We start from the raw sequence: 25,000 nt of genomic DNA, 5'->3' as shown, positions 1-25,000 counted from the left end.
AGTAGAAATGCATGTTTTGCTTACATCCTACATTGTTAACTATAATCCATTTCCTAAACTTTTTCATTAATTTTCAATTTTGTTATAAAACAGTTGTTGACTTTTATTTTTTGTACTAATACAATGATAGTAAGAAATGGAAATGGAGGGATTGACATGATCGATCAACCAATGGAGTTTTTCAGAAATTTACCGACGAAAACTTGTGCGCACTGCGGGAAAGAAATTGATGAGCAACACGAAGCATACCATAACAAATGTGACGATTGCGTTCACGAAGAATAGTAGTTTGTGAACATAAAAAAACCTAGCAGACATAGTCTACTAGGCTAATAACATCTTATCCTTCATCGTTGAACCTTTCACCAAGAGCTCCAGTTCAAACTCATACAATTCTTTTTTTCGATAATTTTTCGTATGGATTTTATCCATCATCAGGTCGACAACTTTTCGGGCCATTTCATCAATTGGCTGTTCAATAGTCGTAATACCTGGTTCTGTAATCTGCGATAATATTTGATTATCAAAACCGATAACAGCGAGATCATCTGGAATGCTCCAGTTATGGCGTTTCGCCTCTGAGATAATTCCAGCTGCTACCTCATCGCCTCCTGCCAAAATCGCGGTAGGATTTTTTTTGTCCTTTAATACTTCATGGAATATTCGTTTTCCATCCTCCCAAGAGAAAGCGTTTTCAAGAAAGTCAATCGCTTCTACTTGGCGGCTCTTCTCAGTTATTGCACGTAAAAAGCCCATTTTTCGCTGCTGGCTAACGACTTTGGTTTCGTTACCACGGCAAAAAATAAGATTACGATATCCTTGATCTAACACATGCTTCGCAGCTATGTATGCTCCTTGCGCATGATCAAACTTCACTGTTGGAATATTTGCTTCCTCAATATATTCATTACACAACACGATTGGACCGTGCTGTAAGTATGGCTCTACATCTTCCCACGGATTTTCTAGTGAACATAGAATAATCCCATCTACTTGCTTCGTAGATAATAATTGTAAATACTCCATCTCTTTTTCCGGTAAATATCTTGTTTGACAAATAATCAGTTTATATTTATGTTCAGAAGCAGCAATCTCGATTGCTTCGATAAATCTACTGAAGAAAGGATTTGTAATCCTTGGAACTAGCACCGCAATTGTTTCCGTTTTTTGTTTACGAAGCCTTCTCGCCGCAGAATTAGGAACGAAGCCTAAATGCTTCATTGCTAATTGAACCCTTTTTTTCTTCTCATCTGAAACATATGGATGATTATTAATCACCCTAGAAACCGTTGTCCTTGATAACCCCGCTAATTTCGCCACGTCCTCTATAGTCGACACGAAATTCTCCCCCTTTGCATGAAAACGTTTTCTTAAATTGATTATATAGTATATTATTGGAAACTGCAATATCGGTTGTTATGATTTTACTATATTAATATTATACATAGGTAAAAGTCTGTTAATGCAGGGGCAATATACTGCTTTTAGAAATTTACGTTATGTACATTCCTTTTCTTAATACCATATATCCTTTATTCAATATAAAACCCCATCAATACGTCATCTCCATATGATCCATCTTCATATTTAATTTACTTTCGTTGTCTGCCTTCTTCTACAAAGCCCATACGTTTGTACACTTTAATTGCCCGATCATTAACAGAAACTACACCTAAACAAATTTTTTCTAAACCTTTCTGCCCTTTCGCCCAACTAATAAGAAATTCAATTAATTTCGTGCCTATGCCTTGATTACAATACGCCTCTTTAATCCCCATTCCCATTGTGCCTGCGTGTTGTAACCGTTCTAGTTCATATCGGTTGAAAAGTAAAAAGCCAACTACCTTCCCATCTACTTCATACACGATATAAAGATTACCTTTCTCATTACTTTTCCGTATCTTTTCTCTTTCTGCATTCATATCATTCGGTAACTTCTTTGGGGATACTATGAAAAATTTTGTAGTAGTTTCCGATAATATAATTTCTTTTCTAATATTCATAATTGCTTCTGCATCAGTCTCTTTTACTAACCGTATCATTGAATCACCTCGTACTTTTTCTTTTTAAAAATAATATTAAAACTATAAAACGGCCAATATGCAATATTACATATTGAGAATCTTTTTACTCTTGATACAATATTCATACATCAAAATAAAAGGAATGTATGCAATGAATCCAATCTTAACAGCTGCAAAACAACTATTACATAAAGAAGAAAAGGTTTTATCTACTTTAAAATGTTCACTTACTGGCTATATGATTACGCATAAAGTCCCGTATCCTGGCATGTTACTTGCTACTAATAGAAGACTTCTCTTTTTTAGCCAATATAAAAACACATTCATTGCCGAATTTGATTATGAAAAAATTCTATCCATAGAAACAAAGAGAAGAATCTTTGACAAAAAAATAATATTTTACTATGAAGATGAATATATAACGCTTGGATACATTACAAGTTCGAATGTTGAAGCGTTCATAGACTTACTACAAAGAAACAGCAAGACTAGCACAGGCTTATAATCAGCGGGGATCCCCTCGCTGATTCATTATTTTAACTCCTCCCACTTCGTCCAAACTTCTCTCCCGTTTATACGGTACATATTATCCTCTCTATCCATAAACCCGTGCACAATAAACTCACGTCTAATCGTACAAAAATCATCGTAATATTGTTTTATGAATGTATTCATTTCTTTTTCCGTATACTGATTTTCTGGATTTAATTTGCTGATTAAATGCTCTAACAATACTAGTTTTTTTCTTCTTTTGACCTGGAATCGATTTTAGACGGTCCTCTTTATCAAAAAAGTTACGAATGGTCGTATCCCTAAATTTCATTTCACTTTCAGTCATTTTGTTGTCCTCCATCGATTTTTATGTACTAAAACTCTTTATTTGTCTTTACCGTTTTTCTTCATTCTTTTACTAATAACATCCATAAAGTAATACCCACTAATTAGCACATAGTAAACTACAAGTATTCCTAGTGCATCTTTCATATTTATATATTTTTCTTTATGAAACAAGATAGGTGAAAGGGCGTAAACAAGAAAGATGATTAGCGGATTTAAGATAAAATAATAAGTAAGATTTCCTTTCATCATACCAGCCCCTCTACTCTATGTTTCTCTGTAAATTGTTGTAATTCCTGTCCTTTTATTTAGCTATACATGAAATATGATGAAATTAAGGAGAAAAAGGGATACAAAACAACCATTACATTATGAAGAAAATATTTTATCCACTTTAAGTACAGTTGTACAACTTTCTTACAACTGTATTTCTTTTTCATTTTTACTCCTCTCATCTACACTTCTCTTAATGTATTTATTACTTTTACGTCTGTAACTTTTTATTCAAATTAATAAATTCATTATGGTAAATTATGTTATAATTTAATTATACATACTTTGGAGGGGAAATAGTGAAAAAAGCTATTATCGTATTCAGCATCCTATATCTTATTTTAACCGTACATACAGGAGCTGTTCTTTTAGGAAAAGAGGATTATAAAGGGACTATCAATACATTAAAGAAAACAAAGGAAACCACTTCCTTTCAATCTGCAAAAGACGGTGTGATTTTATTAAAAGGAACATTAACTACCGCGCAACCTATTACAGAGGAAAAACTTCAAAATAAAGAATTCGCACTCCTTGAAATTAATACATATAAACGACGAAAAGCAAATTGGATAAACATTAATACTGAGCAGCATATTGCAAAGCAACTCTTACTAAACAATGAGACTCTTCCTGCATTAAAAGAAATCCGCTTCTCAATGGAACCAATTACACTGTCAGGCAAAGATATTTCTGCCGAAGACTATTCACTAAAAAAGGATGATACCCAATTAACAATTAAAGGTAAAGGATACCGATACACCGGAATAGAAAACAAATCAGACGTTCTTATTTTTGGCATAAAAAAAGGAGATACACTTGAAGGTTATAGTGGCTCTGAAATTCTAATAGGAAAAACAAAAGAGGACATTTCCAGCAACATGAAACTATATACTTTTGCTGAAAAATATGGTCCATTTGTTTGGATTGTAGCTACAATTATCCTTATAAGTATTGCTATATACTTCTTCCGTAAAAATAGAAAAACAAATGAAATTTCTCAGCCTATAAAGTGAAACTTTAATCAGTAGGTGTTTTGTTCAGCCTCACTGATTATTAGCCCACACTAATCAGGCGTTTATTGGCAGTCTATCTCCCACCTAACTTCTTTTCTCTAACCAAATTTTGAGGTGGGAGCCTTACTGCCCACAAATAGCGTGATAAAAAAAGACCAATAAAAAAGGCACCATTTCGGTACCTTTTTTATGTTCCTTATTTACGCTTCAACCGATTGATTTTCAGCAATATTTCTAAATTGTCGTTTATGCATCCAAGTTAATGAAGCGATTGTTCCAAGTGATAATACAACGATGAAGATCATAAGCATTCCAATGTTTTGCCACATGAAGTTAAAGTCTCCGCTTGATACGACTGCCTTCAATCCAGATACAGAGTATGTCATCGGTAACCAAGCATTGAATGGTTGTAAAAACTTCGGAATCAATTCTAGTGGGAATGTTCCGGCACTCGTTGTAAGCTGAATAATTAATGTGATGATGGCGATGAAACGTCCTGCATCACCAAATGCTGTTACTAAACATTGAATTAATGCGATAAACGCTAAGCTTGTAACGATGCTAAAGAGTATGAAATACGGAATACTTTGTACTTCTACACCTAATCCGAACAGTAATATAACATCTGCTACTACAGCTTGAATAATACCGACTGATAGTAATACGCCGAACTTACTAATAAACCAACTAAACCCTGATTTTGGAACGCCGACTGTATCGCGTAATGGGTATACGATCGATAATAATAATGCCCCAACGAATAAACCGAGTGATAAGAAATACGGCGTAAATCCAGTTCCGTAGTTAGGAACTTCCGCCATTTTCTCTGTCTTCACTTTTACAGGACTTGCAAACATATCGTACGTTTTATCAGTTCCTTTTACTTCACCAGTTTTCTCTGCCCCTTCGCCAAGCTTCTCAGCAAGTTCACCTGAACCGTCGTTTACTTTTACGAGGCCATCTGTTACTTTGCCTGATCCGTCTGCTAGTTTATTTACTCCATCGATTAGCTGGGTTGAGCCTGTTGACATTTTATTTAGACCACCATTTAGATCGCCCAGACCTGTTGTTACTTGATTTGAGCCATCTGCTAATTGATTTACGCCACCTGCCATTTGGTTTGCCCCTACAGATAATGTTCCTAAACCACCTGTTACTTGACCAGACCCATCTGCTAATTTGGATACTCCTACAGATAATGTTCCTAAACCGCCTGTTACTTGACCAGATCCATCTGCTAATTTGGATACTCCTACAGATAATGTTCCTAAACCACCTGTTACTTGACCAGACCCATCTGCTAATTGATTTACTCCTGCAGATAATTGACCTAATCCTGCTGTCACTTTTCCAGAGCCGCTTTGTAATTGCGTTACGCCATCAATTAATTGAACTGATCCATCTTTTAATTTATCGGCACCTATTTTTGCATTATCTAACCCCTCACCAAATCCATGAAACTTACTAACAAATTCATTTTGTGCATTCGTTAGTTTCTGAATACCACCTGCTAGAATTTTCATCCCTTCTGGATTTGGTAATTTGTTTTGCAGTCCATTTGTTGTTTGATGTATTTCGCCTTTTACTTGTTTTACTTCTTCATTTAATTTATTTGTTCCACCTGCTACTCCGGTAGCTTTTTGCTGAACTGTCCCTGTACTTTTTACAGCACTTGCTATGAATGGTTGTAACTGCTCTTGATATTCTTTTGGTAAACTTTCAATTTGCTTTTGTAAATTTACTACCTCTTGCGCTGCATTTTTTGCATCTCCTGCTGTTGATTGCGTAAGTTCATTTAACTGATTTACATTCGCCCCAGCCGCATCTATTTTCTCATTTACTGTATTCAATATAGAAGGAATTTTCGACTGTATTTCCTCTAAGCCTGCAGCAGACTTTTGTACGTTACTATTTAAATCTTGTAATCCCTTTTGAATTTCTTGAGACCCTTTTTCTAATTGATTTTGTCCTTCAACAAGTTCTCCTATACCATTTGATAGATCAGTTGTTCCTGTTTTTAATTCACCGGATTTACTTACTAATTGGTTCAAACCACCGGTCACTTTCTCAGATCCATCACGTAATTCACCTGTTTTGCTATTTAACGTATTTAAACCGTCTGTTACTTTGCCCGAGCCGTCTACTAATTTCCCTATACCTGTATTACTATTTAATGCATGTAAACCATCTGTTACTTTGCCTGATCCATCTACTAGTTTCCCAATACCTGCATTGCTATTTAATACATGTAAACCATCTGTTACTTTGCCTGATCCATCTACTAATTTCCCAATACCTATCTGCATTTCACCGGTTTTGTTATTTAGCGTATTTAAACCATCTGTTACTTTGCCTGATCCATCTACTAACTTATTAGATCCATCTGCTAGTTTCCCTACTCCATCCTTCATCTCCCCAGACTTCCCTTGAAGTGTATGAAGGCCATCCGTCACTTTACTTGAACCATCATGCAGCTCACTTGATCCGTCGTGTAGTTTACTTGCTCCTTCCGCCCCATCTGCTAATCCTTTTGAGACGTCTTGAATGGAATCAAACATTTTCTCTGCATATGTTTTCGTTAACGTGCTTGATACTTCAGTTTTAATCTTTTCAATGGCTGTTCCTCCAATTTGTGAAGATAAGAAGTTTAAACTTTCGTTTGGAATGTACTCTAAGTTTAATGGCTTTGGATTGTCTTTTAGTAACGTTGTAGCGTTACTTGAGAAGTCATCTGGAATGCGCACTAACATGTAATACTTTCTACCTTCCATTCCTTTCTTTGCTTCTTTTTCACTTACGAACTCCCATTTAAAACTTTTATTATCTTTTAAATTATCAACGAGCCCTTTTCCGACCTCAATTGGTTTCCCATCAAATACTGCGCCTTTATCTAAATTGACTACTGCAACTGGTAAGTCATCTAACTGTTTATACGGATCCCAAAAGGCCCACAAAAACATCCCTGCATATAAAATCGGTACGAATAAGACCGCAATAATTGGAATTAATATTTTTTTACTTTTTATAATTTCCGTGAACTCTTTCCGAAGTAACTGATTCCCTTTCATAATTTCTCCCCCTTTTATAAAATGACCAAAATGTTCATATAGTCATTTTTACCCAAACAAAAAGGCTATACTTGTTCATACATATGCCTTATTCCCGAATTTATTACTATGCAACTTTTTCTCATTATGATTATATTTTTTCTATATCCCCCCTTAACTTAAATATATGACCACATTGTCCATTCGGTCATTTTTTTATAAAATTAAAAGGATTATCTTAGTTTGACAATCCTTTTAGTAAATAAAGTTCAAATAACTCTGCAATTTTTTCTTTTTCTAGCGGTTCATGATTTTTTTCCCAATCAAAAATAAGCGATACATATAGACGAAGCATAATAAATGCTGTAATTTCTGGATCACATTTGCTAATTTCACCTTTTTCAATCGCAATCTTTAAATACGATTGAATAACAGAAACGATTTCCACATCAACTTGCTGCATAACTTCTTGTACTTCTTTCGTTCCCATATCGCGCTCTTCTTGAATTAATTTAATCATGAGCTGATGTTCTTTTCTAAATTCCAAGATGCTATATAATGCTCTATGTACATTTTCAAAAAATGAAACATCTGAACGAATTGCACTTTCTGCAACTTGCTTCATTTCTGTAATTAAATTAGAAATAATTTCACCAAATAGCTCTTCTTTATTTTTGAAAAAAGTATAAATCGTTCCTTTTCCTACATTCGCTAACTTCGCTACTTGATCCATCGTTGTTGCTTTATAACCGAACGCTGAAAAAGACTTTGTTGCAGCTTCAATAATAGAACGTTTTCGATCTATCGCCACATTGTCACCTCCAAAAATGACCAATTGGATAATATAGTCAATCAGTACATCTTTGATATTACCACACGCTTACATTCTATACAAGTTCTCTTTTTATTATTTCCAGTATAAAAAAATTTCAGTCAAGTTATATCATACTTTCCATAGTTTATCAGAAGAAAAGAGAAAAGGAAAAGATGTTCTAGAGATATACAACTAAACCTTACTTCACAACAACAAAATTCCTCTTTTTCAAATAATCAAATAAAAAAACAAGAAAATCTTTACAATTAATAGTAATATAGAAAATAGACAAGTTTATCAAAACAGTGGAGGCTTTTTCAGTCATGATGCGTGCACTTCGTTTAAATATAAAGCAAGCTTTTTGTAATCGTGTTTCTTTAATTATTATGTTTAGTGGATTTGTTCTTATTTGTATTTATCATTATTATTATGTAATTCGTTATTTAGGAGACGCTGCGAATGGACCTATATCGACGGATATTAAATGGATTGGATTTCGTGGAAATGAAATGGATGTTTATTTATTATTAATGCCAGTTATTGCAAGTCTTCCCTTTAGTACAAGTTATAACTCGGATAAGTCCGATGGTTTTAAACCGTTTGTCAGTAAAGAAATTTCTTTATTTTCTTATTCAGTAACGAAATATATCGTTACATTTTTTTGCGGCGGACTTCTTTATACATTTCCATTCATCTTATCGTTATTATTTTGCAAATTAACCATTCCAGACGGAGTACCAACGGCTGGTTCAGGCATTATAAATGATAACGGAATGTTCGCAAACTTATATGAAACTTCTCCCATCACTTACATTGCTGTATATATCGGAATTAATTTTTTATTTGCAGGTCTGATGGCTCTTTTAGGACTTGCTGCATCTGCATGGTCCCAAAAGGACTATATGGCGCTTCTATTTCCATTTGCAACTACCTCTATTCCTTACGTCCTGCTAAATACGGTACTCCCTACAATAGGTGGAGCGCCTATTCATTTATATGATCCAAGGCAGCCGCTGCATGGCATGTCACCATATATTTTGACAATACAATGTGCCTTCTTCCTCCTCGTTGGCTTAATCATGTATATACAAGGAGTAAAACGTGATAGAAAAAAATATAGAAGAAGGTTGCAAAAAAGAGAGCGGTGTAGAAAGGCGTTTCAAGTATAATAAAACCCTAATTTCCTTACTATATTGGAAATTAGGGTTTTATTTACTATTCACTTACGGTGTACCTGCCAATCCCCATAAAATAACAACCGCTACAAAATAAATCGCTTTAATCGCTACTACTAAACATAATGAAACAATTGCATATTTACTTAATTCTCTTCTTGCACCTATTAAAGTGAAAATAACCGCCAAACTAAATGTTATATAAGAAGCTGCTGTATGTATTAAGTTATACGTAATATCTAGATTGCTTATAAGTCCTGTTATATCAGCTACAAACTGAAGCATGACGATCGTACTAAAAAAAATTGCAAACTGATTCATTACCTTTCCATTTATTTGTAACTGCATTGTTGTCCTCCTTTTCAAAAACTAAATATTCAATCAATTTTATCATTAGATTACAAAAAAAGGAATCATCTCTTTATACTATTCTATAACGATGCAAAAAAAGAACGCTTAGTCACCTAAGCGTTCCTTTCTTTAAGAAGCTTTCTTCAAATCAATTTGAGCAAGTACTGGGTCATGGTCGCTTACACGTCCGTGCTCTTTCATTATATTTGAGTTTAAGTGCACTGGATCTACAATTGTGTGTGGTGCGATATTATTTGTTACTAAAATATGATCTAACACTTGTGCATTTCCTTCGTGAATGTACGTGTAACGATTCTCTTTTGGCACTGTGTTTAACATATCTTTTAAGATTGTTCCCTCTAGTGTTTTTAGTGGTTTAGAGAATTCGAAATCGTTCATATCACCTAACACGACAACTGGTGCATTCGTATTCTTTTTCTGAATTCCTTGCACGAAATGATTTACTTCTTGTGCTAACTGAATTCGTTTGTCTTCACTTTTTAATACGAGCGGCTGCACTTTTCCAAATGGCGTTGCATCTCCTAGTTTTGAGTTTAAGTGATTTGCAACGACAACAATGTTTTGTCCTTGGAACGTAAATTCTGCCGCTAACGGTTTACGTGTACTTTCAAATAATGGATTTTCGTCTCCAATACGAACAACATTTTTATCAAGTAACTTTGGTACCGTCGCTAATTTCACGCGTGATGGATTGTAGAAGAAGCCGACGCGAATATTCGCTCCTGGTGCTCCTCCGTCTTGATTATTGTTTGGAGCGATTTCTACATACTCATACTTCGGTCCACGAATTTCTAGCACTGCATCAATGATACGTTTTGCGCTTAATGACGCATCTGTTGTACCGTCATTAATTGATCCGTTATTATCTTGCATTTCCTCTACACCGATAATATCTGGCATTTTTAAGTTGTATTTAATAGAATACGCTAACGCTTTTACCTTTTCATCTGTTGTTTCTTTTTTATTCGCTGAGAAGTTTTCAATGTTATATGTAGCAACCGTTAACTTATCAAGACGTGGCTGAATATTTGCGCCTACTTGCTTAAATCCACCATCCACTACAGCTGGCAGTTCTGTTATTGGCGAAATACGGAAAGAACCGTAATCATATCCTACTACCCCTGTTATATCTCCAGTGAAAGTATCTCCTACTTTTGCTACATAATCGCGAGGTACTTTTACAGAAAGACGCTCTGGGTTTAACTGGTTTTCATCTAATAGAGGTGTGCCATATTGTGTTACTATTTTATCTCCACCATTTTTTACTGTTACATATAAATTTCCATTTTTCTGAGGTGCAATAATTTTTGGTGTTGGCATCGTAACACGCATGCCTTCTATACTTTCATAAAAGTCGATTGCATCTTCATTTGGATCAAATAAACCGAATGCATCATTATCAATAATCTGGTCCGGGATTTTCACACCGTTTTCCCCAAGTACAATCGGTGCTGGCAAAGATTGATCTTTTGCGATTACAGCAACGCGACTCGCCTTAATTTCTGTCGTCGTTAAGTCTGTTTCAAATCGCTCTGCATATCCTGGTCCAACATATTCTTCTACTACTCCATCAACTTGAATAAGATCTCCTACTGCTACATTCGCATCTTTTTTATATACGTACATACCTTCTGAAGTAGCTGGATCATTATCTGGCTGATTGTCTTCTATATAAAAGCCGTTTTTATCAAGCGCTGTGACAACGCCTTCCACATTGTTTACTTTCTTCCCGTTGTAAGGAGACATATGTGATTTTCCTTGAATGTCATGAATACGAACTGGTTCATTATTTACGATAATAAATGAAAATGTCGAAATTGCTGAAGAAGTAAGTCCTTCTTTTTCTGCGATTGCTTTCACTACACTATTTTCATTCACTATAATTTGTCCATTATAAAGAACACTTTTATTAGTAGGATTAGAGCCATCTAACGTATAGTAAATCGTTGCACCTTCTGTATTCGTCGTTAATGTTACCGCTGTTCCTTTAGCAACTTCTCCACCGTTCGGTGAAGCTACTACATCGCTAACACGGTTTTGTCCTTCACCTTGAAACTTATAAGCTGTTACTGATTTTAAACCTGGGTTACTAAAATATAATTCAAGAGTCCCAGTCAAACTAACTTTCTTCCCGATATTTTCAGGGTGATCTTTTACATTCACTGCCGTTCTCACATCACCTTTTGGCAACTGAACGGGCATGATTTTGTCTGGATTCGTTTCGTTTGGCGAATCTGCAATTGCTACGTTTGTATCATCAAACTTAGCTGGATCCTTCGTATATTTAGAAGAACTTTGCGTATATCCGACAATATATCCTTCCACAATCCCCTTCGTTTTCCCTTGCTGCTTAAATACTTGAATTGCTTTTTCTACTGACATAGAAGCAGTTTCTTCTGCTTGCGCTAAAGTTCCAGTAAATGAAAGCAATAGCAAGAATGATAAAAAGACACTTAACAATTTCTTCACAGCCATTTTCCTCTCCCTATTTCATATTTTCTCAGCATTTCTATCATAACAAATGATTCGTTATATAGAACTATTTTTCGACAAATTTTACAAAAGATTTATTTAATTTACAAGCTTTCAAACTATAATACAAAATAATAATTTTACACCTTCTACAAATGCACTCTATAATGTTAGAGAGAGAAAACAGAAAATATCGACATTTGATTGGCATGTAAAATGGATTCATTTGAATAGGAGTGATTGGATGGAAGTGCAAACAGAAACATACCGCGCAGCTATGAATGGAACATTAGAACGTCATTTTTCAGATATGATTGCTGTTATACCAACTAGAATTACAATTGAGCAGTTAAAACAACGGCTAGAAAATATCGCTACTAAAGTTGATGAGTTAAAAATTGTTTATAGTGATGAGACAAGCCTTATTGTTGAGTTACATATGGATGAAACAATCATACCGTATGAACTGCATATTGATGAGGCGAATGACCCAGAAGAATATAAAATGTACAATAGACAAGATTCTACAATTGTAGATCGTAATTTTGAAGATGCGGCTTTCGGTACTGAAATTTTCACTCGTACGCTATTTGTAGGCGATGTACTCGACTGCTTTTTCCAGCAAATACAATTTTTATGGAACCTCGCCCCAGATTTGTTATTTGTAATCGATTCAAGTGCAGCAATGAAAGTGATATCTAGAAACTATATTGAATATCACGTTGAAAATGAATTATTACCTGACATTCCTGACTTATACGTTATTCATTCCGTTTATGAAGACGATAAAGAAGGTGAGCCTACGCAATATTGGTTTCATACACACGGCCTTTTAAGAGCGGGCGTAACTGAAATAGAGTTAATTATTCCAAATCGCATTTCTTCCTACTACGGCATTGGCGATCTCTTTCAAACATTTGCTAATAATGCCGTTGAGAATGGACAAGTCCCTATGAATGAGCCTATCGTTATCGCGCATAGTCAGCAAGGTTCTATACATACAGTCGCTGTTCCGTGGGAGAAAGGATTATCTTATATAGGGCATAAAACGAGTATGGACCAATTATCTTCAATCGAGGATGAAGAAGTGAAATTACAGCCAATAGATGCACAAAATACATTCTTAGGCGGAATGGATGCCCGAGATGAATACCATCAATCTCCATCCGTTCTCTTATTCAAATTTAATACTTCAGAAGAATATATTGAAAGTTTTTTCAAAGAAAACGAGGAAGCTACAGGGCTCATGTTCTATAAAACAAATAGTGAAACCGATCGTATGGCTTATAATGCGAAAAATACTTTCGGGTATTTCAGCAACATTTTTCAAATTGAAAAATCAAATGAAGAGTTTCGTTTTCTCGCTAAGTTTGGTGTTTCCTATGAAGAGGGTAAAAGCGAACATATGTGGTTTGAAATGCAAAACATTACGGAAGATTTCATTCAAGGAATACTCATCAATGAACCATATTTTATAGAAGATATGAGTGAAGGAAATAGTTATCATTTAGATTTTGATAACTTAACAGATTGGGTTATTTATGCAGGAGATGCTGTTATAAAGCCAAATAACTTATATATGTTTATTGGCGAATAAGTATTTTATATAATAAACGAAACGCCTTCAATATGATTGAAGGCGTTTCTTATAATTTATTGTGCGATTAATTCAGCATCTATTACTTTCTCCAAATGAGATAATACACGCTTTGCAGCTTCCTCACCTTGATTCATACAGTCTGGAAGTCCAGCACCAGCATAGGAGCTACCTGCCAAGTATATACCTGGCAACTCTTTCTCCATAAATGTTGTGAGCTTTTTCATTCGCTCGTTATGGCCCACTGTATATTGAGGCATCGCTTCTTTCCAGCGACTTACGATTGTAAACTCTGGATCCTCTGTAATATCCATCGTCTTCCTTAAATCTTCTAGTACGAGCTGAACGAGTTCTTCTTCAGTTTGTTCTACAACCGCTTCATCACCAGCACGTCCAACGTAACAGCGAAGGAGTGTTTTTCCTTCTGGCGTTGTATGTGGCCATTTTTTATGCGTCCACGTACATGCTGTAATGGTGTAATCGCTATTTCGTGATACGACAAATCCTGTACCATTAATATCGCGCTGGATTGCAGACTTTTGGAAAGCAAGTGCCACATTCGCAACGGATGTGGATGGAATATTACGGAAGAAACGAAACTGCTTGTACTGAGCAAACATGGACGGCAATACTTTATGCGAAGTTGCCACTACGATGGCGTCCGCTTCTATTTCTTTTCCGTTACTAAGAGTAATCGTATAACCATCACCCTGTTTCGCAACTTTTTCAATGCGAGTTCCCTTTATTATCGTACCTTCATGCATCTTTGCTTCGAGAGATTTTACGATAGATTCTAAACCTGTTTTCACTGTTTGGAACATTCCCTTTTTCGGTTCAGCTTTCTCTTCTTTCGGAGCGAGCGTACGCATACCGAGTGAAATACTGCGATGTTTCTGCTCAATTTGATACATTTGCGGGAATGTTGACATTAAGCTCATTTCATCAATATCCCCTGCATAAATACCCGATAGTAACGGCTCTATTAAGTTTTCAACCACTTCGTTTCCAAGACGATGTCTGAAAAATTGTCCGAGTGATTGGTCAGATACTGGCTTTGACCTCGGCATTAATAGATCAAAGCCAGCTCTTAGTTTACCAATTGGGGAGAACAGCCCGGAAAATAGAAACGGCGTAATTTGCGTTGGAATTCCCATCATTGATCCATTCGGCATTTTATGTAACCGATTGTTTACAAGGATAAATGATTGACCGGCTTGATTATTTACAAGTTCATCGCCAAGACCTAATTCTTTCACTAATCTAGCTGCACTTTCTTTTCGTGCTAAGAAAGAATCTGGTCCGCGCTCAATTGTAAATCCATCTTTTCGAACGGTTTGAATTTTTCCGCCAAGTTTACCCGATGCTTCTATAAGTAATGTATCAATCGGCAAGTTTTTTTCATGAATATTTTTTTGTAAGTTATACATTGCTGTTAATCCAGTGATGCCTCCGCCGACGATCACAACTTTTTTCCTCAAGCAGGCTCCTCCTTTCTTCTTACAGTACAGATTCTTTTTTCTTTAATACAACATCTGTTAAACAATCAATAAATGCCTCCGATGCATTTGGCATTTCTGGACGATAATATTTTGCACCAATTTCATCCGTTACAACTTTACACTCAAAGTCGTTGTCATATAAAACTTCTAAATGTTCCGCAACAAATCCAACTGGTGCATATACGAATGAAGTATAACCGTGCTTTTCATTTAGTTCTCTCGTTAAATCTTGTACATCTGGACCAATCCAAGGATCTGGTGTGTTTCCTGCACTTTGCCAGCCTACTGCATAGTTTGCTACTTCAGCTCCGCGCGCGATATAATCCGCTGTTTCATTTAATTGATCTGGATATGGATCGCCCATTGCAATAATTTTCTCTGGTAAGCTATGTGCAGATACGATTAATACTGCTTTTTCACGCTCTGCATCTGACATACCGTTATATATACCTTTCACTGCATCAACCCAGTACTGGATGAATTTCGGCTCTTTATACCAGCTATCAATGCCGTGAATTGTTAAGTTTCCAAGTTTCTCAGCTTCTTCTTGTGCTCGTCCAACGTACGATTTCACGCTAAACGTAGAATAGTGAGGTGCAAGAACAAGTGCGATTGCATCTTGTATTCCGTCGTTATGCATATCTTTCACCGCATCTTCAATAAACGGTTCAATATGTTTTAAGCCAAGATACATATGGTACTCTACTTCATCTTGTACTTCATTTAAACGCTTCTCTAACTTCTTAGCTTGCTCTAATGTAATAGTAGCTAAAGGAGAAATACCACCAATTGCACGGTAACGCTCTGTTAAATCTTCCAGCATTTCAGGACTTGGCTTTCTTCCTCTGCGAATATGTGTATAGTAACGTTCAATATCTTCTTCTTTATATGGCGTTCCGTATGCCATTACAAGCAAACCAATTTTCTTTTTCATACAGCAATGCTCCTTTACTTCGCTAACTGCCCTTTAGAGTATTCATGAATAAATGTAGTTAAACGTTTTAATGTATCTGGATTTACTTCTGGGAATACACCGTGACCTAGGTTAAAGATATAACCCGGCTGTTTCATCCCTTGATCTAAAATACCTTTTACATGTTCTTCAATAACAGACCATGGTGCAAGTAAGAATGAAGGGTCCATATTACCTTGTACCGCCTTATGAACGCCCCGTGCACGTGCTTCTTCAATCGGTAAGCGCCAGTCTAAGCCGACTACATCAAGCGGTAAGTCGTGCCACTCATTCACTAAGTGTGCAGCTCCTACGCCGTGCATAATCATTGGAACACCCATCTTACGAACTTCTGCAAAAATACGCTCCATTGCTGGTTTAATAAATACGCGATAATCCGCTACATTTACTGTTCCAACCCAAGAATCGAAAATTTGAACTGCTTTTGCTCCTGCGTTAATTTGCGCTTTTAAATATGTAATAACCATATCTGCTAGTTTATCCATTAAAGCAAACCAAGCTTTTGGCTCTGCATACATGAACGCTTTCGTATTATGGTAGTTACGAGATGGACCGCCTTCAATCATATAGCTCGCTAATGTAAATGGAGCTCCTGAAAAACCGATTAACGGTACGTCTAACATTTCTGTCGTTAATAAACGAATTGTATCTAGTATGTACGGTACGTCATCTTCTGGATTGATTTCCCCTAGTTTTTCTACATCTTGTAAAGAACGGATTGGGTTATCGATAACTGGGCCAATACCTGATTTAATTTCTACATCCACACCAATTGCAGGTAGTGGTGACATAATATCTTTATAAAGAATTGCTGCGTCTACGTTATATTGATCAACCGGCAACTTTGTCACGTAAGCACACAACTCTGGATTGTGTGTAATTTCAAATAAAGAATACTTTTCTTTTATCTTTCTATATTCCGGCTGCGAACGACCTGCCTGACGCATATACCATGCTGGTACATAATCAGTACGTTCCCCCCTACATGCTTTTAAAAATGTCTCATTTATAGTTCTTACCAAGACCCTTGCTCCCTTCCTTACCAATGCTTCGAATACGTTCGATATTTATCTTTTTTTACTATACAGCTTGTAAAAACAAAATGCATAATATTATGTACGTTGTTCATTAAATTGACACAAACATTCGTAAAAACGCTTACTATTTTCACAACATTCTTATTATAACACAGAGAAAAACTATGGTTTAGCTACTTTTGACTTTTCTCCTTCACGATTCGTTTGTGTATTATATGGTACAACGTAAAAGCTCGGTTTTGAAAATATGTTAATGAACTTTTCCTCATATTCCCCAGCACCATTTACAGTGCTAACATGCGTATGAATTCCATTCTCCACTCTATAGATTCGGTACATAATTCTGTTATCTGGAAGTGGTGTCCAGCTTAATTTTGCTTTAAATAAACCGAAAGGGCTAAATGATAATTTCATTTTTACATCTTCAATTTTGCGCAGCCGAATCGGAGCGCCGATTGTTTCCACACCTTCAGGCTTCATAAACTTCTCTTTATGTTCTACATTAGCCTTCGTTAAAATTTTCTTAAACAATTTTGTCGCAGATGCACTTTCTCCTTGCAACTGATGCTCCTTATCCGTACGGTCATAACCAATCCAAACAGCGCCTACTAAGTTCGGTGTATAACCAACGAACCACATATCTCTTGCTCCCTTATCGTCATTTGGCAATGAAGTTGTACCCGTTTTTCCAGCTAACGCACCGTTATATACACCAACTCTCGCTGTTCCTTCCTTCACAACTCCTTCTAACATTTTCGTCATATACCATGCTGTCTGCTTCGAGAAGATTTTTGTCTCTACTTTTGGAGATTCCCCAATGACTGCACCGTGTCTATTTAATACTTTATCAATAACGTGCGGCTCGATAATATTTCCATTTGCTAAAAATGAACGATACATTTTTACAAGATCAAATGTTGAAACGCCATTTTTCAATCCGCCAAGCGCTGTACTTAAACCAGCATCTGCAATATGAACATTTCCTTTTTCTAAATATTGCTTTCCTTCTTCTACCCCTAACTCATTTAATAAAGAAACTGCCGGTACATTTGCCGACTCTAAAATCGCATCATACATCGTCATTTCTTTTGAATACTCATGATTATAATTTCGAGGTTCATACCCTTCAAAAGAATTTCTTTCATTCGTTAATAAAGAATACGGATTATACTTTTTCGTTTCTAGTGCTGGTGCATAAACGATAAGTGGTTTTAAAACAGATCCAGGCTGCCTTTTGGCAAAAACACGATTAAATCCTCTCGGGACGTACTTTCTTCCCCCAATCGCCGCTTTAATCCCTCCCGTACGATTATCCATTAATAAGAAAGCACCTTGCGCCCCCTCTTCTTTCCCAGGGAAATTCCTTGCATCTTGAAACTGGTTATATGCTACCTTTTGAATCTTTTCATCCATAGGTACGACAAACGTATATCCTCCGCGAAGTACTTCTTGATGAGACAATCCGTATAAACGAGCGGCTTCATCTATGACCATATCAATATACGGCATATATGCAAGCTCATTCTCATCTAAATTTTTATATAGAGCAATTGTCTTCCCTTGATAACGAACGCTTTCTTCTGCAGTCAAATAGCCTTGTTTATGCATAAGTGACAACACTAGATCACGGCGTTCCTTACTCTTCTCTGCAGAATAGTACGGTGAATATCCGTTTGGTGACTTCGGAAGGCCTGCAAGCATTGCCCCTTCCTCTACTGTTAAATCCTCAACATTTTTATTAAAATACAACTTTGCTGCCGCTTGAATGCCGTAAGCCCCATGACCAAAATAAATATGATTCATATACATTTCAAGAATTTGTTGCTTCGTATATTTTTGCTCTAATTGAAGAGAAATTGCGACTTCCTTCAATTTGCGCGTAAATGTTTTTTCACGAGTTAAAAAGACGTTTTTAGCGAGTTGCTGCGTAATGGTACTACCGCCCTCTACCTTCTCTCTAGCTAACGTATCTTTATAAAGAGCACGGAATATAGACGGATAATCAATCCCTTGATGCTCATAAAAACGAGAATCTTCCACCGCAACAAACGCCTGCTGCACATACTTCGGAATTTGCTCGATTGGTACGAGCTCTCTATTTTCTACGTATAATTTCGTAATTTCTTTCCCTTTCTGGTCAACGATACGTGATGAAGAGTGGAAAACGAGCTGCTTTTCATCCATCATATAGCCACCAGCTAACACGATAAGTTTATAGATTACAATCGCTACTACGAACGTTGCGACGCCGCCTAATAAAGTCCACTTTACTTTCTTCATACATCGTCCTTCTTTCCAAATGATGGTACATTTATTATTTGAAAAAGAAGTATCTTTATGTATATAATCTTCGAAGTTTTTTAAGAGAGTTGATATAATAGAAACAAACTATTAAGGGGGCATTAAAATGAAGGCTATTATTTCATACGAAACACCTCTAGAACAAGCACATTTCACTGCAAAAAATGATGAAAAAAATATGTTTTATAAAGAAAATACAGAAGAATCTATAGAAGGCTCACTTCAGTATGACGTACTAGATGCTGTCGGTGAATTTAAAGGACAACCTGGCTATATCGTTTGTAACAACATTTCTGTCACAGACGAAGGTCGCCCAGTATTCGAAAACCGCTTTAAAAACCGCGCAGGCCTTATTGAAAACGAACCAGGATTCCAAGCGATCCGTGTTCTACGCCCATTAAGTAACGATACATACGTCATCTTAACGATGTGGGAAACAGAGCAAAACTTTAAAGACTGGACAGAATCACGTTCATTCGAAAACGCTCATAAAAAACGTCCCACGCAAGCAGAAGGACAAGCTCCAGCGCATCCACATGCGGAACAGCAAAAGAGTATTTTCTCTCGTCCATCTTTTGTGACTACTTTTGATGTGTTAGTTTAATTAAAACATAATACAACACTAACAGTACGTGAAATTATATTAACGATTTTCCGAATATATCTATCATATCTTGAAATATATCAACGATTTTCCGAATATATCTATCATATCTTTGAATATATCAACGATTTTCCGAATATATCTATCACATCTTGAAATATATCAACGATTTTCCGAATATATCTATCATATCTTGAAATATATCAACGATTCGACTAAAGATATCAATTTAATGACAAAAAGGAAACACCATTACACACCGGTGTTTCCTTTTTCTTTGTACCAATTATATATACGAAGTGAATCTTTTTTTCTCATATGCTTTACTTCATAACCCCGCCCAGCTACCGCTACAAGAGTTGTACATAATTCATCTTTTCTTTGAAAATACGATTGATTATAACCTACTGCTTGAACATGTCTTCTTCGCATTATTCCTGTATATTTCGAAAAATTACGATATACAACCGTTAGTTGATTTTCTCTTAATTCATAACCGCCACTTTTATATCTAGCATACGCAAATAACGAAAACACGATAAATAACGGTAAAATAAAAAACAACGCAATATATTGTTTAAAATATATACTCACGCTGGCAATTAGAACTGTGAGTATGATACTTATTAACCAGCCCATAATGAAATAACGACGCAACGCTGTTTTTGGTAAGTGAACGATCTCCGCTTCGATTTCATATGGTAACTCTAAATATGTGATCAGGTGCTGTACATCTTTTTTCTTCATAAATGGATGCAACATTACTTCGTTACTTGCTGCTCCAATACTTTGAATTGCTTCCACTTCAACAGCACAATAGCCAAACGGCTGGCGAAGCATACCTTCTTTTACAGTAATCGCTTGAATGCGGTGCAATTTTAAGACAAACTCTTTCTTTTCAAATAATCCTTGAACGATACGAATCTCTTCCCCTTTTCGCTCAATTTTAAAGTTTGCATATTTCAACACATATCCAGCCGTGGAAATAATCCACGAAATTCCCATTAAAATTAATGCAATTACAATTAGTTTATAAACACCGTTTCCCATCACATACGCTTCTACTTTACTTGTGAATCCTTCAGGAAGAACAAAATCAAACTTTGTGTAAAGAAGTACTAGTCCAGAGAACACTAGTCCGAACCGACCAGATGTAATCGCTGCGGCTAAAACCTCTTTCGCTGTTAACTGATAAACCGTCTTGCTTTCTTCCTCTTCTATTTCTTCTTTTACAGTAGTTTCTTTCTTATGTAATAAAGAAATTAAATGTTTTGCCTCGTCTTCTTTAATACCAGCCAACATCACTTCTGGTTCATTACCACCACCGGCTACTTCTATATTTAACTTCATAAGTCCGAGCATTTGATAAATGATGTTAGAAGACGTACTAATATTTTGCACACGTTCTTTATTTAAATAGCTTTCCTTCTTTACAAAAACACCGTGCTTTATATGTAAAATATTATTCTCAATCCAGTACACTTTAAAATACCATTTAATTGCTGAAAAAATAGCCATGATGAATAAAACAACCAGAAGAAAAAGATAAAATAAATACCAAGGTTCCACTTGTTCATCAGGTTTAAATAAAACAAGAATAATAAGTGGCAACAAACTCGCAATCCTAATACCTAACAATATCGTAATCGGATGTTGCCTCTTATACATCCTTATCACTCACTTTCGCAAGTTCTCCAATTTGTCTTTTCAGCTGTTCTGCTTCTTCTTTCGTTAAACCTGGAATACTATGAGAAGTTGCGGCTGTTGAAATATGTAATTCTGCTAAATTATACTTTCTCATGATCGGCCCTTGCTCAATCGTTACGTGCTGCACACGGATCATCGGAATAAGTACGCGTTTTACAACGAACATTCCCTTTTGAATCTCAATCTCTTCTTCATTTAATCTGTAACTATAATAGCGCTGACGTAAATTTGGAAACACAAAATAATCAAGTGGAATAAATGTAATAGCTCCTGTTACTAATAGTCCAAACAACCAGCCCCACCAGTTAAAGTTAATCATAAAAAAGAAATACGCAATTACGACTGTTAGTATAACTGCCGTCCCAATTAAAGCGTGAATTCGCCACACTTTCAGCATATTAGAATGAATCTCCCTTTCTAACGGCTGCATCTCATCACTCCAATTCTATGAATTTATTACTTATATATTATCAAAAAATAAGATTTCATATACATTTTTGTAAATTTATAGTCAAATAAAAATAGTTGAATCAAAAGCATATTAAAGAAACACACACCTCAGTTTTGAAAATTATGTATTATAAATATGAATTATATTGAACTAAAATAAACCTTACATGATTCATGTAAGGTTTATCGTTTTATACACAATATATTTCATTATTGTTGAGATATACTAGCATCGCTTTCAATTCGCTTTTCTTTTTGGCTCAGTTTTTTATCTTTAGATTTTTTTAATGTTAAAGTCATGCCAATAAAAATAAAAAGAATTCCTGTTATTTGCATTAAAGTTGGACGGAATCCAGTAAGTACAGTATCTAATAATATTGCCACTGCCGGATCTAAAAAAACTAATATTGAGATTGTTTTTGTAGATAAATAGCGTAAACTATCAAAAAACAGATAATATACTATCCCTGTGTGAATAAAACCAGTAGCTATAATATATGTCCAATTACTTTGAGTGAGGCCACTAAAAGCATCTAAATCTATAAATGGTATTAAAAGAAATATCCCCAAGAATGTTTGTAAAAATGTCATTGCATACGCACTCATTTTGTTAATCCCTTTACCAAATAAAGTTGTAAATGCATAAAAGAGAGCTGCAAGAAATCCCCATATCATACCTGAAGACATTAATGAACCGAAAGAGAAGCTTCCATCGATACCAGCAATTAATAAAGCTCCTGCAAAACACACAATTATTGAAATGATAGATATGAATGTTAATTTTTCTTTAAAGACGATACTTCCAATTAACAGTACAATTACTGGTGCAAGATGATAAACTGAGATAGCAATTGTAACTGACATATTTTCAAAGGCTTTAAATAAGAAAACCCAATTAAATACTAAGAAAAAGCCACATATTAAAACTTGAATAACTTCTTTTCGTTCCCATTTATCTTGTTTATATTGCCCTGTAAGCAACCAGCATACACTTAAAAATATTGTCGCAAAAATACACCTTACAAACACTAATTCAAACGAAGGTAAGTTTGTTTGAACCGAAAAAAAGCCAACTGATCCAAAGATAACCATTGATGCTATCATCTTTAAGGCCGGTACCGTTTTCTCTTGCTTAAAACTCTTTTGAAGCAAATTAATCCCCCTCCAATAAAAACTCGGTTTATAGTGAGAAAAACACCAGCCTAAAAAAAGGACAGGTGCTTTTCCTCAAAAACACTCAATTATAAATTTTTTCCAGCAGTCCAACCACCATCAATTACAAAATTAGAACCAGTAATAAAGCGGGCCTGATCAGAAATCAAGTAATCAATACATGAAACAATATCCTGCGGCAACCCCCAAGTATCTAAAGATTGATTACTTTTTATCATAGACATCAAGGCTTTATTACTAAAGTATTCTTCTGTAAGTTCAGTTCTAATAACACCGGGAGAAATACTATTTACCCTTATATTTTGCTTACCAAATTCCATAGCCATCTGTTTAGTCAATCCGATTAAAGCATGCTTTGATGCAACATAAGCAGCTCGCTCTGGTTCAGCCATTAATCCAGAAACCGATGCTATATTCACAATACAACCTTTTATTTTCGATTCACACCATCGCTTAGCTACTTCCCTAGAAAGGATAAATGGGGCTACTAAATTTACATCAATTACTTTTTTAAACATATCATCGGATAAATGTAAAACAGGTGTTATCTCTCGAATACCAGCTGCATTTATTAATATATCAGGAGAAAGCTTTTCTAAATCTAATTGAGTAAAAAGATTATGAATCGCTTCGCTATTACTTAAATCAATTTGCACTACTTTCAAAGGCATATCTGTTTTCATATAATCTATTAAATTATTATTATGAATATCAAGCGCTATTACATGAAATGATTTTTCTAAAAAGTATTTTATACAAGCATGACCTATACCGCTATTGGCTCCAGAAATCATAATTATTTTATTCTCTCTCATTTTGTCTCCTTATAAGAAAATGTTACTAATAAAATATCACGAAAAGCCTCCGTACTACATTCTGTTCCAAGTGGCGTTACGGCATGGAAGACCTTTTGTCCAAATACTAAAGTTTCTAAAGGCTCCTTCAAACTTATAAACTGATTAATTTCTCGAGGAGAATTAGCTATTAAATTATCTCCACCAATAGCTGTATTACTTAAATTCATAAGGTGTAAAAACACTACTGGTTCATCATCTTTATGTAACCAAATAGGTGAACTAAAAGATGGTCTTTCTTTAGTAGCTTTATATCTTACTTGATGTAAACCTATAATTAAGTCTTTACTTGTATCTATTATATTTGTTTTAAATGCAAATTCAGTATCGAAACGCACGATATTCTGAATTAAAGGATTGCATAAAAAGCTATCATTTATGCCATTGAACTGTCTAACTTTCCCGCCATCGTCATAGTTATATTCTTTAGATTGGAAGTAATCATTACTATTATCTAAAATATAATCTGGTGAATCAACATACTTTATATACCTTGAATAAGATCTAGCACGGCATTCACCGTACGCATCATCTTCCAAATTATAATAATCTAACTGTGCTTGTGTTAATAAACGATGATTCTCTTCCTCTTGTAAAAAGATTTCATTTGAGATTTCAAGGAATCCTTTAGATTCAAATTCATGTACCTTTTCTTCTATGCTAAACCCATTCATTTTACTAAGAACAAACGTCATTATAAAAACCTCCACACTATTGTATTTTTCTATCTCACCCTATGTTAGAAATGCAATAAGTAACCGAGATTCTTGCTTAATAA

The 25,000-nt window shown here is 35.3% G+C and carries 22 protein-coding genes and 1 pseudogene; 6 read left to right on the top strand and 17 right to left on the bottom strand.

Annotated elements, in window-relative coordinates; genetic code table 11:
• Positions 1-156: 156 nt before the first annotated feature.
• The gene (yhfH, locus tag DN399_RS05450; RefSeq protein ID WP_000567010.1) at positions 157-285 is read left to right on the top strand and encodes a protein YhfH; all 129 of its coding nucleotides are present in this window, start codon (positions 157-159) and stop codon (positions 283-285) included.
• 39 nt (positions 286-324) lie between these two features.
• Here yhfH and DN399_RS05445 read toward each other — a convergent pair whose 3' ends face one another.
• The gene (locus DN399_RS05445; protein WP_000103715.1) at positions 325-1,338 is read right to left on the bottom strand and encodes a LacI family DNA-binding transcriptional regulator; all 1,014 of its coding nucleotides are present in this window, start codon (positions 1,336-1,338) and stop codon (positions 325-327) included.
• A gap of 254 nt (positions 1,339-1,592) precedes the next feature.
• The gene (locus DN399_RS05440) at positions 1,593-2,042 is read right to left on the bottom strand and encodes a GNAT family N-acetyltransferase (protein WP_149149392.1); all 450 of its coding nucleotides are present in this window, start codon (positions 2,040-2,042) and stop codon (positions 1,593-1,595) included.
• Between the two features lie 133 nt (positions 2,043-2,175).
• Here DN399_RS05440 and DN399_RS05435 point away from each other — a divergent pair, with 133 nt between their 5' ends.
• Positions 2,176-2,529, top strand: coding sequence for a PH domain-containing protein (locus tag DN399_RS05435; protein WP_088361824.1), 354 nt, complete (start codon positions 2,176-2,178; stop codon positions 2,527-2,529).
• Positions 2,530-2,555: 26 nt separating this feature from the next.
• Here the strand turns inward: DN399_RS05435 and DN399_RS05430 are convergent.
• Together DN399_RS05430 and DN399_RS05425 are read right to left on the bottom strand one after the other, a co-directional pair.
• Positions 2,556-2,862, bottom strand: a pseudogene (locus tag DN399_RS05430) (DUF2087 domain-containing protein).
• A 38-nt stretch (positions 2,863-2,900) separates the two neighbouring features.
• Positions 2,901-3,113, bottom strand: coding sequence for a hypothetical protein (locus tag DN399_RS05425; protein WP_071723796.1), 213 nt, complete (start codon positions 3,111-3,113; stop codon positions 2,901-2,903).
• A 320-nt stretch (positions 3,114-3,433) separates the two neighbouring features.
• Between DN399_RS05425 and DN399_RS05415 the strand changes: the two genes are divergently transcribed.
• Positions 3,434-4,147, top strand: a complete 714-nt coding sequence (locus tag DN399_RS05415) for a hypothetical protein (protein ID WP_000709140.1) — start codon at positions 3,434-3,436, stop codon at positions 4,145-4,147.
• A gap of 200 nt (positions 4,148-4,347) precedes the next feature.
• Here the strand turns inward: DN399_RS05415 and DN399_RS05410 are convergent, their stop codons facing one another.
• Both DN399_RS05410 and DN399_RS05405 read right to left on the bottom strand, forming a co-directional pair.
• Positions 4,348-7,215 carry a YhgE/Pip domain-containing protein gene (locus DN399_RS05410; protein ID WP_086389244.1) on the bottom strand — a complete coding sequence of 956 codons (2,868 nt, stop codon included), beginning with the start codon at positions 7,213-7,215 and terminating at the stop codon, positions 4,348-4,350.
• Positions 7,216-7,432: 217 nt separating this feature from the next.
• Positions 7,433-8,005 (bottom strand): TetR/AcrR family transcriptional regulator, encoded by a 573-nt coding sequence (locus tag DN399_RS05405; RefSeq protein WP_000963381.1) that lies wholly within the window; start codon positions 8,003-8,005, stop codon positions 7,433-7,435.
• Positions 8,006-8,331: 326 nt separating this feature from the next.
• Here DN399_RS05405 and DN399_RS05400 point away from each other — a divergent pair, with 326 nt between their 5' ends.
• Positions 8,332-9,177 carry a hypothetical protein gene (locus DN399_RS05400; protein ID WP_149149391.1) on the top strand — a complete coding sequence of 282 codons (846 nt, stop codon included), beginning with the start codon at positions 8,332-8,334 and terminating at the stop codon, positions 9,175-9,177.
• Between the two features lie 54 nt (positions 9,178-9,231).
• Here DN399_RS05400 and DN399_RS05395 read toward each other — a convergent pair whose 3' ends face one another.
• Both DN399_RS05395 and DN399_RS05390 read right to left on the bottom strand, forming a co-directional pair.
• Positions 9,232-9,531 (bottom strand): hypothetical protein, encoded by a 300-nt coding sequence (locus DN399_RS05395; RefSeq protein WP_001176847.1) that lies wholly within the window; start codon positions 9,529-9,531, stop codon positions 9,232-9,234.
• Positions 9,532-9,663: 132 nt separating this feature from the next.
• Positions 9,664-12,030 (bottom strand): DUF6359 domain-containing protein, encoded by a 2,367-nt coding sequence (locus DN399_RS05390; RefSeq protein WP_046392434.1) that lies wholly within the window; start codon positions 12,028-12,030, stop codon positions 9,664-9,666.
• Positions 12,031-12,271: 241 nt separating this feature from the next.
• On the opposite strand from DN399_RS05390, the gene DN399_RS05385 reads away from it, so the two are divergent.
• Positions 12,272-13,624, top strand: a complete 1,353-nt coding sequence (locus DN399_RS05385) for a DUF4026 domain-containing protein (RefSeq protein ID WP_000453706.1) — start codon at positions 12,272-12,274, stop codon at positions 13,622-13,624.
• Positions 13,625-13,680: 56 nt separating this feature from the next.
• Here the strand turns inward: DN399_RS05385 and hemY are convergent, their stop codons facing one another.
• The 4 genes from hemY to DN399_RS05365 all read right to left on the bottom strand — a co-directional run bounded on the left by hemY (position 13,681) and on the right by DN399_RS05365 (position 19,413).
• Entirely contained in the window at positions 13,681-15,102 is a 1,422-nt protein-coding gene (gene hemY / locus DN399_RS05380; protein ID WP_001228101.1) for a protoporphyrinogen oxidase, read from the bottom strand.
• A gap of 19 nt (positions 15,103-15,121) precedes the next feature.
• Positions 15,122-16,057 carry a ferrochelatase gene (hemH, locus tag DN399_RS05375; RefSeq protein WP_000726779.1) on the bottom strand — a complete coding sequence of 312 codons (936 nt, stop codon included), beginning with the start codon at positions 16,055-16,057 and terminating at the stop codon, positions 15,122-15,124.
• 14 nt (positions 16,058-16,071) lie between these two features.
• The gene (gene hemE, locus DN399_RS05370; protein ID WP_000252605.1) at positions 16,072-17,118 is read right to left on the bottom strand and encodes a uroporphyrinogen decarboxylase; all 1,047 of its coding nucleotides are present in this window, start codon (positions 17,116-17,118) and stop codon (positions 16,072-16,074) included.
• A gap of 177 nt (positions 17,119-17,295) precedes the next feature.
• Complete coding sequence (locus tag DN399_RS05365) at positions 17,296-19,413, bottom strand: transglycosylase domain-containing protein (protein ID WP_000756287.1); 2,118 nt, start codon at positions 19,411-19,413, stop codon at positions 17,296-17,298.
• A 127-nt stretch (positions 19,414-19,540) separates the two neighbouring features.
• Here DN399_RS05365 and hmoB point away from each other — a divergent pair, with 127 nt between their 5' ends.
• A complete protein-coding gene (gene hmoB, locus DN399_RS05360; RefSeq protein WP_016122062.1) occupies positions 19,541-20,038 on the top strand; it encodes a heme-degrading monooxygenase HmoB in 498 nt (165 codons plus the stop codon).
• A 252-nt stretch (positions 20,039-20,290) separates the two neighbouring features.
• Here the strand turns inward: hmoB and DN399_RS05355 are convergent, their stop codons facing one another.
• From DN399_RS05355 to DN399_RS05335, 5 genes are all read right to left on the bottom strand, one after another.
• A complete protein-coding gene (locus DN399_RS05355; protein WP_033692706.1) occupies positions 20,291-21,706 on the bottom strand; it encodes a PH domain-containing protein in 1,416 nt (471 codons plus the stop codon).
• On the bottom strand, positions 21,699-22,175 hold the full coding sequence (locus DN399_RS05350) for a PH domain-containing protein (protein WP_001182725.1): 477 nt from the start codon (positions 22,173-22,175) through the stop codon (positions 21,699-21,701). Before DN399_RS05350 ends, DN399_RS05355 begins: the two co-directional genes overlap by 8 nt.
• Positions 22,176-22,405: 230 nt before the next feature.
• A complete protein-coding gene (locus DN399_RS05345) occupies positions 22,406-23,347 on the bottom strand; it encodes a DMT family transporter (protein WP_000939621.1) in 942 nt (313 codons plus the stop codon).
• Positions 23,348-23,436: 89 nt separating this feature from the next.
• Positions 23,437-24,183 carry an SDR family NAD(P)-dependent oxidoreductase gene (locus DN399_RS05340; protein WP_139849529.1) on the bottom strand — a complete coding sequence of 249 codons (747 nt, stop codon included), beginning with the start codon at positions 24,181-24,183 and terminating at the stop codon, positions 23,437-23,439.
• A complete protein-coding gene (locus DN399_RS05335; protein WP_000144812.1) occupies positions 24,180-24,917 on the bottom strand; it encodes a 2OG-Fe dioxygenase family protein in 738 nt (245 codons plus the stop codon). Before DN399_RS05335 ends, DN399_RS05340 begins: the two co-directional genes overlap by 4 nt.
• Positions 24,918-25,000 lie beyond the last annotated feature (83 nt).

The organism is Bacillus sp. AR4-2, assembly GCF_008274865.1.
GTDB classification, from domain to species: domain Bacteria; phylum Bacillota; class Bacilli; order Bacillales; family Bacillaceae_G; genus Bacillus_A; species Bacillus_A cereus.
This window is presented reverse-complemented; position numbering and strand designations above follow the sequence as displayed.

What these genes read in the sequence shown, in the direction of transcription:
- DN399_RS05435 (WP_088361824.1), top strand. Translation starts at nt 2,176, where the DNA reads ATGAATCCAATCTTAACAGCTGCAAAACAACTATTACATAAAGAAGAA.
- DN399_RS05355 (WP_033692706.1), bottom strand. Translation starts at nt 21,706, where the DNA reads ATGTATAAGAGGCAACATCCGATTACGATATTGTTAGGTATTAGGATT.
- DN399_RS05400 (WP_149149391.1), top strand. Translation starts at nt 8,332, where the DNA reads ATGATGCGTGCACTTCGTTTAAATATAAAGCAAGCTTTTTGTAATCGT.
- DN399_RS05385 (WP_000453706.1), top strand. Translation starts at nt 12,272, where the DNA reads ATGGAAGTGCAAACAGAAACATACCGCGCAGCTATGAATGGAACATTA.
- yhfH (WP_000567010.1), top strand. Translation starts at nt 157, where the DNA reads ATGATCGATCAACCAATGGAGTTTTTCAGAAATTTACCGACGAAAACT.
- hmoB (WP_016122062.1), top strand. Translation starts at nt 19,541, where the DNA reads ATGAAGGCTATTATTTCATACGAAACACCTCTAGAACAAGCACATTTC.
- hemH (WP_000726779.1), bottom strand. Translation starts at nt 16,057, where the DNA reads ATGAAAAAGAAAATTGGTTTGCTTGTAATGGCATACGGAACGCCATAT.
- DN399_RS05395 (WP_001176847.1), bottom strand. Translation starts at nt 9,531, where the DNA reads ATGCAGTTACAAATAAATGGAAAGGTAATGAATCAGTTTGCAATTTTT.
- DN399_RS05425 (WP_071723796.1), bottom strand. Translation starts at nt 3,113, where the DNA reads ATGATGAAAGGAAATCTTACTTATTATTTTATCTTAAATCCGCTAATC.
- DN399_RS05410 (WP_086389244.1), bottom strand. Translation starts at nt 7,215, where the DNA reads ATGAAAGGGAATCAGTTACTTCGGAAAGAGTTCACGGAAATTATAAAA.
- DN399_RS05335 (WP_000144812.1), bottom strand. Translation starts at nt 24,917, where the DNA reads ATGACGTTTGTTCTTAGTAAAATGAATGGGTTTAGCATAGAAGAAAAG.
- DN399_RS05365 (WP_000756287.1), bottom strand. Translation starts at nt 19,413, where the DNA reads ATGAAGAAAGTAAAGTGGACTTTATTAGGCGGCGTCGCAACGTTCGTA.
- DN399_RS05340 (WP_139849529.1), bottom strand. Translation starts at nt 24,183, where the DNA reads ATGAGAGAGAATAAAATAATTATGATTTCTGGAGCCAATAGCGGTATA.
- DN399_RS05390 (WP_046392434.1), bottom strand. Translation starts at nt 12,030, where the DNA reads ATGGCTGTGAAGAAATTGTTAAGTGTCTTTTTATCATTCTTGCTATTG.
- DN399_RS05350 (WP_001182725.1), bottom strand. Translation starts at nt 22,175, where the DNA reads ATGCAGCCGTTAGAAAGGGAGATTCATTCTAATATGCTGAAAGTGTGG.
- DN399_RS05440 (WP_149149392.1), bottom strand. Translation starts at nt 2,042, where the DNA reads ATGATACGGTTAGTAAAAGAGACTGATGCAGAAGCAATTATGAATATT.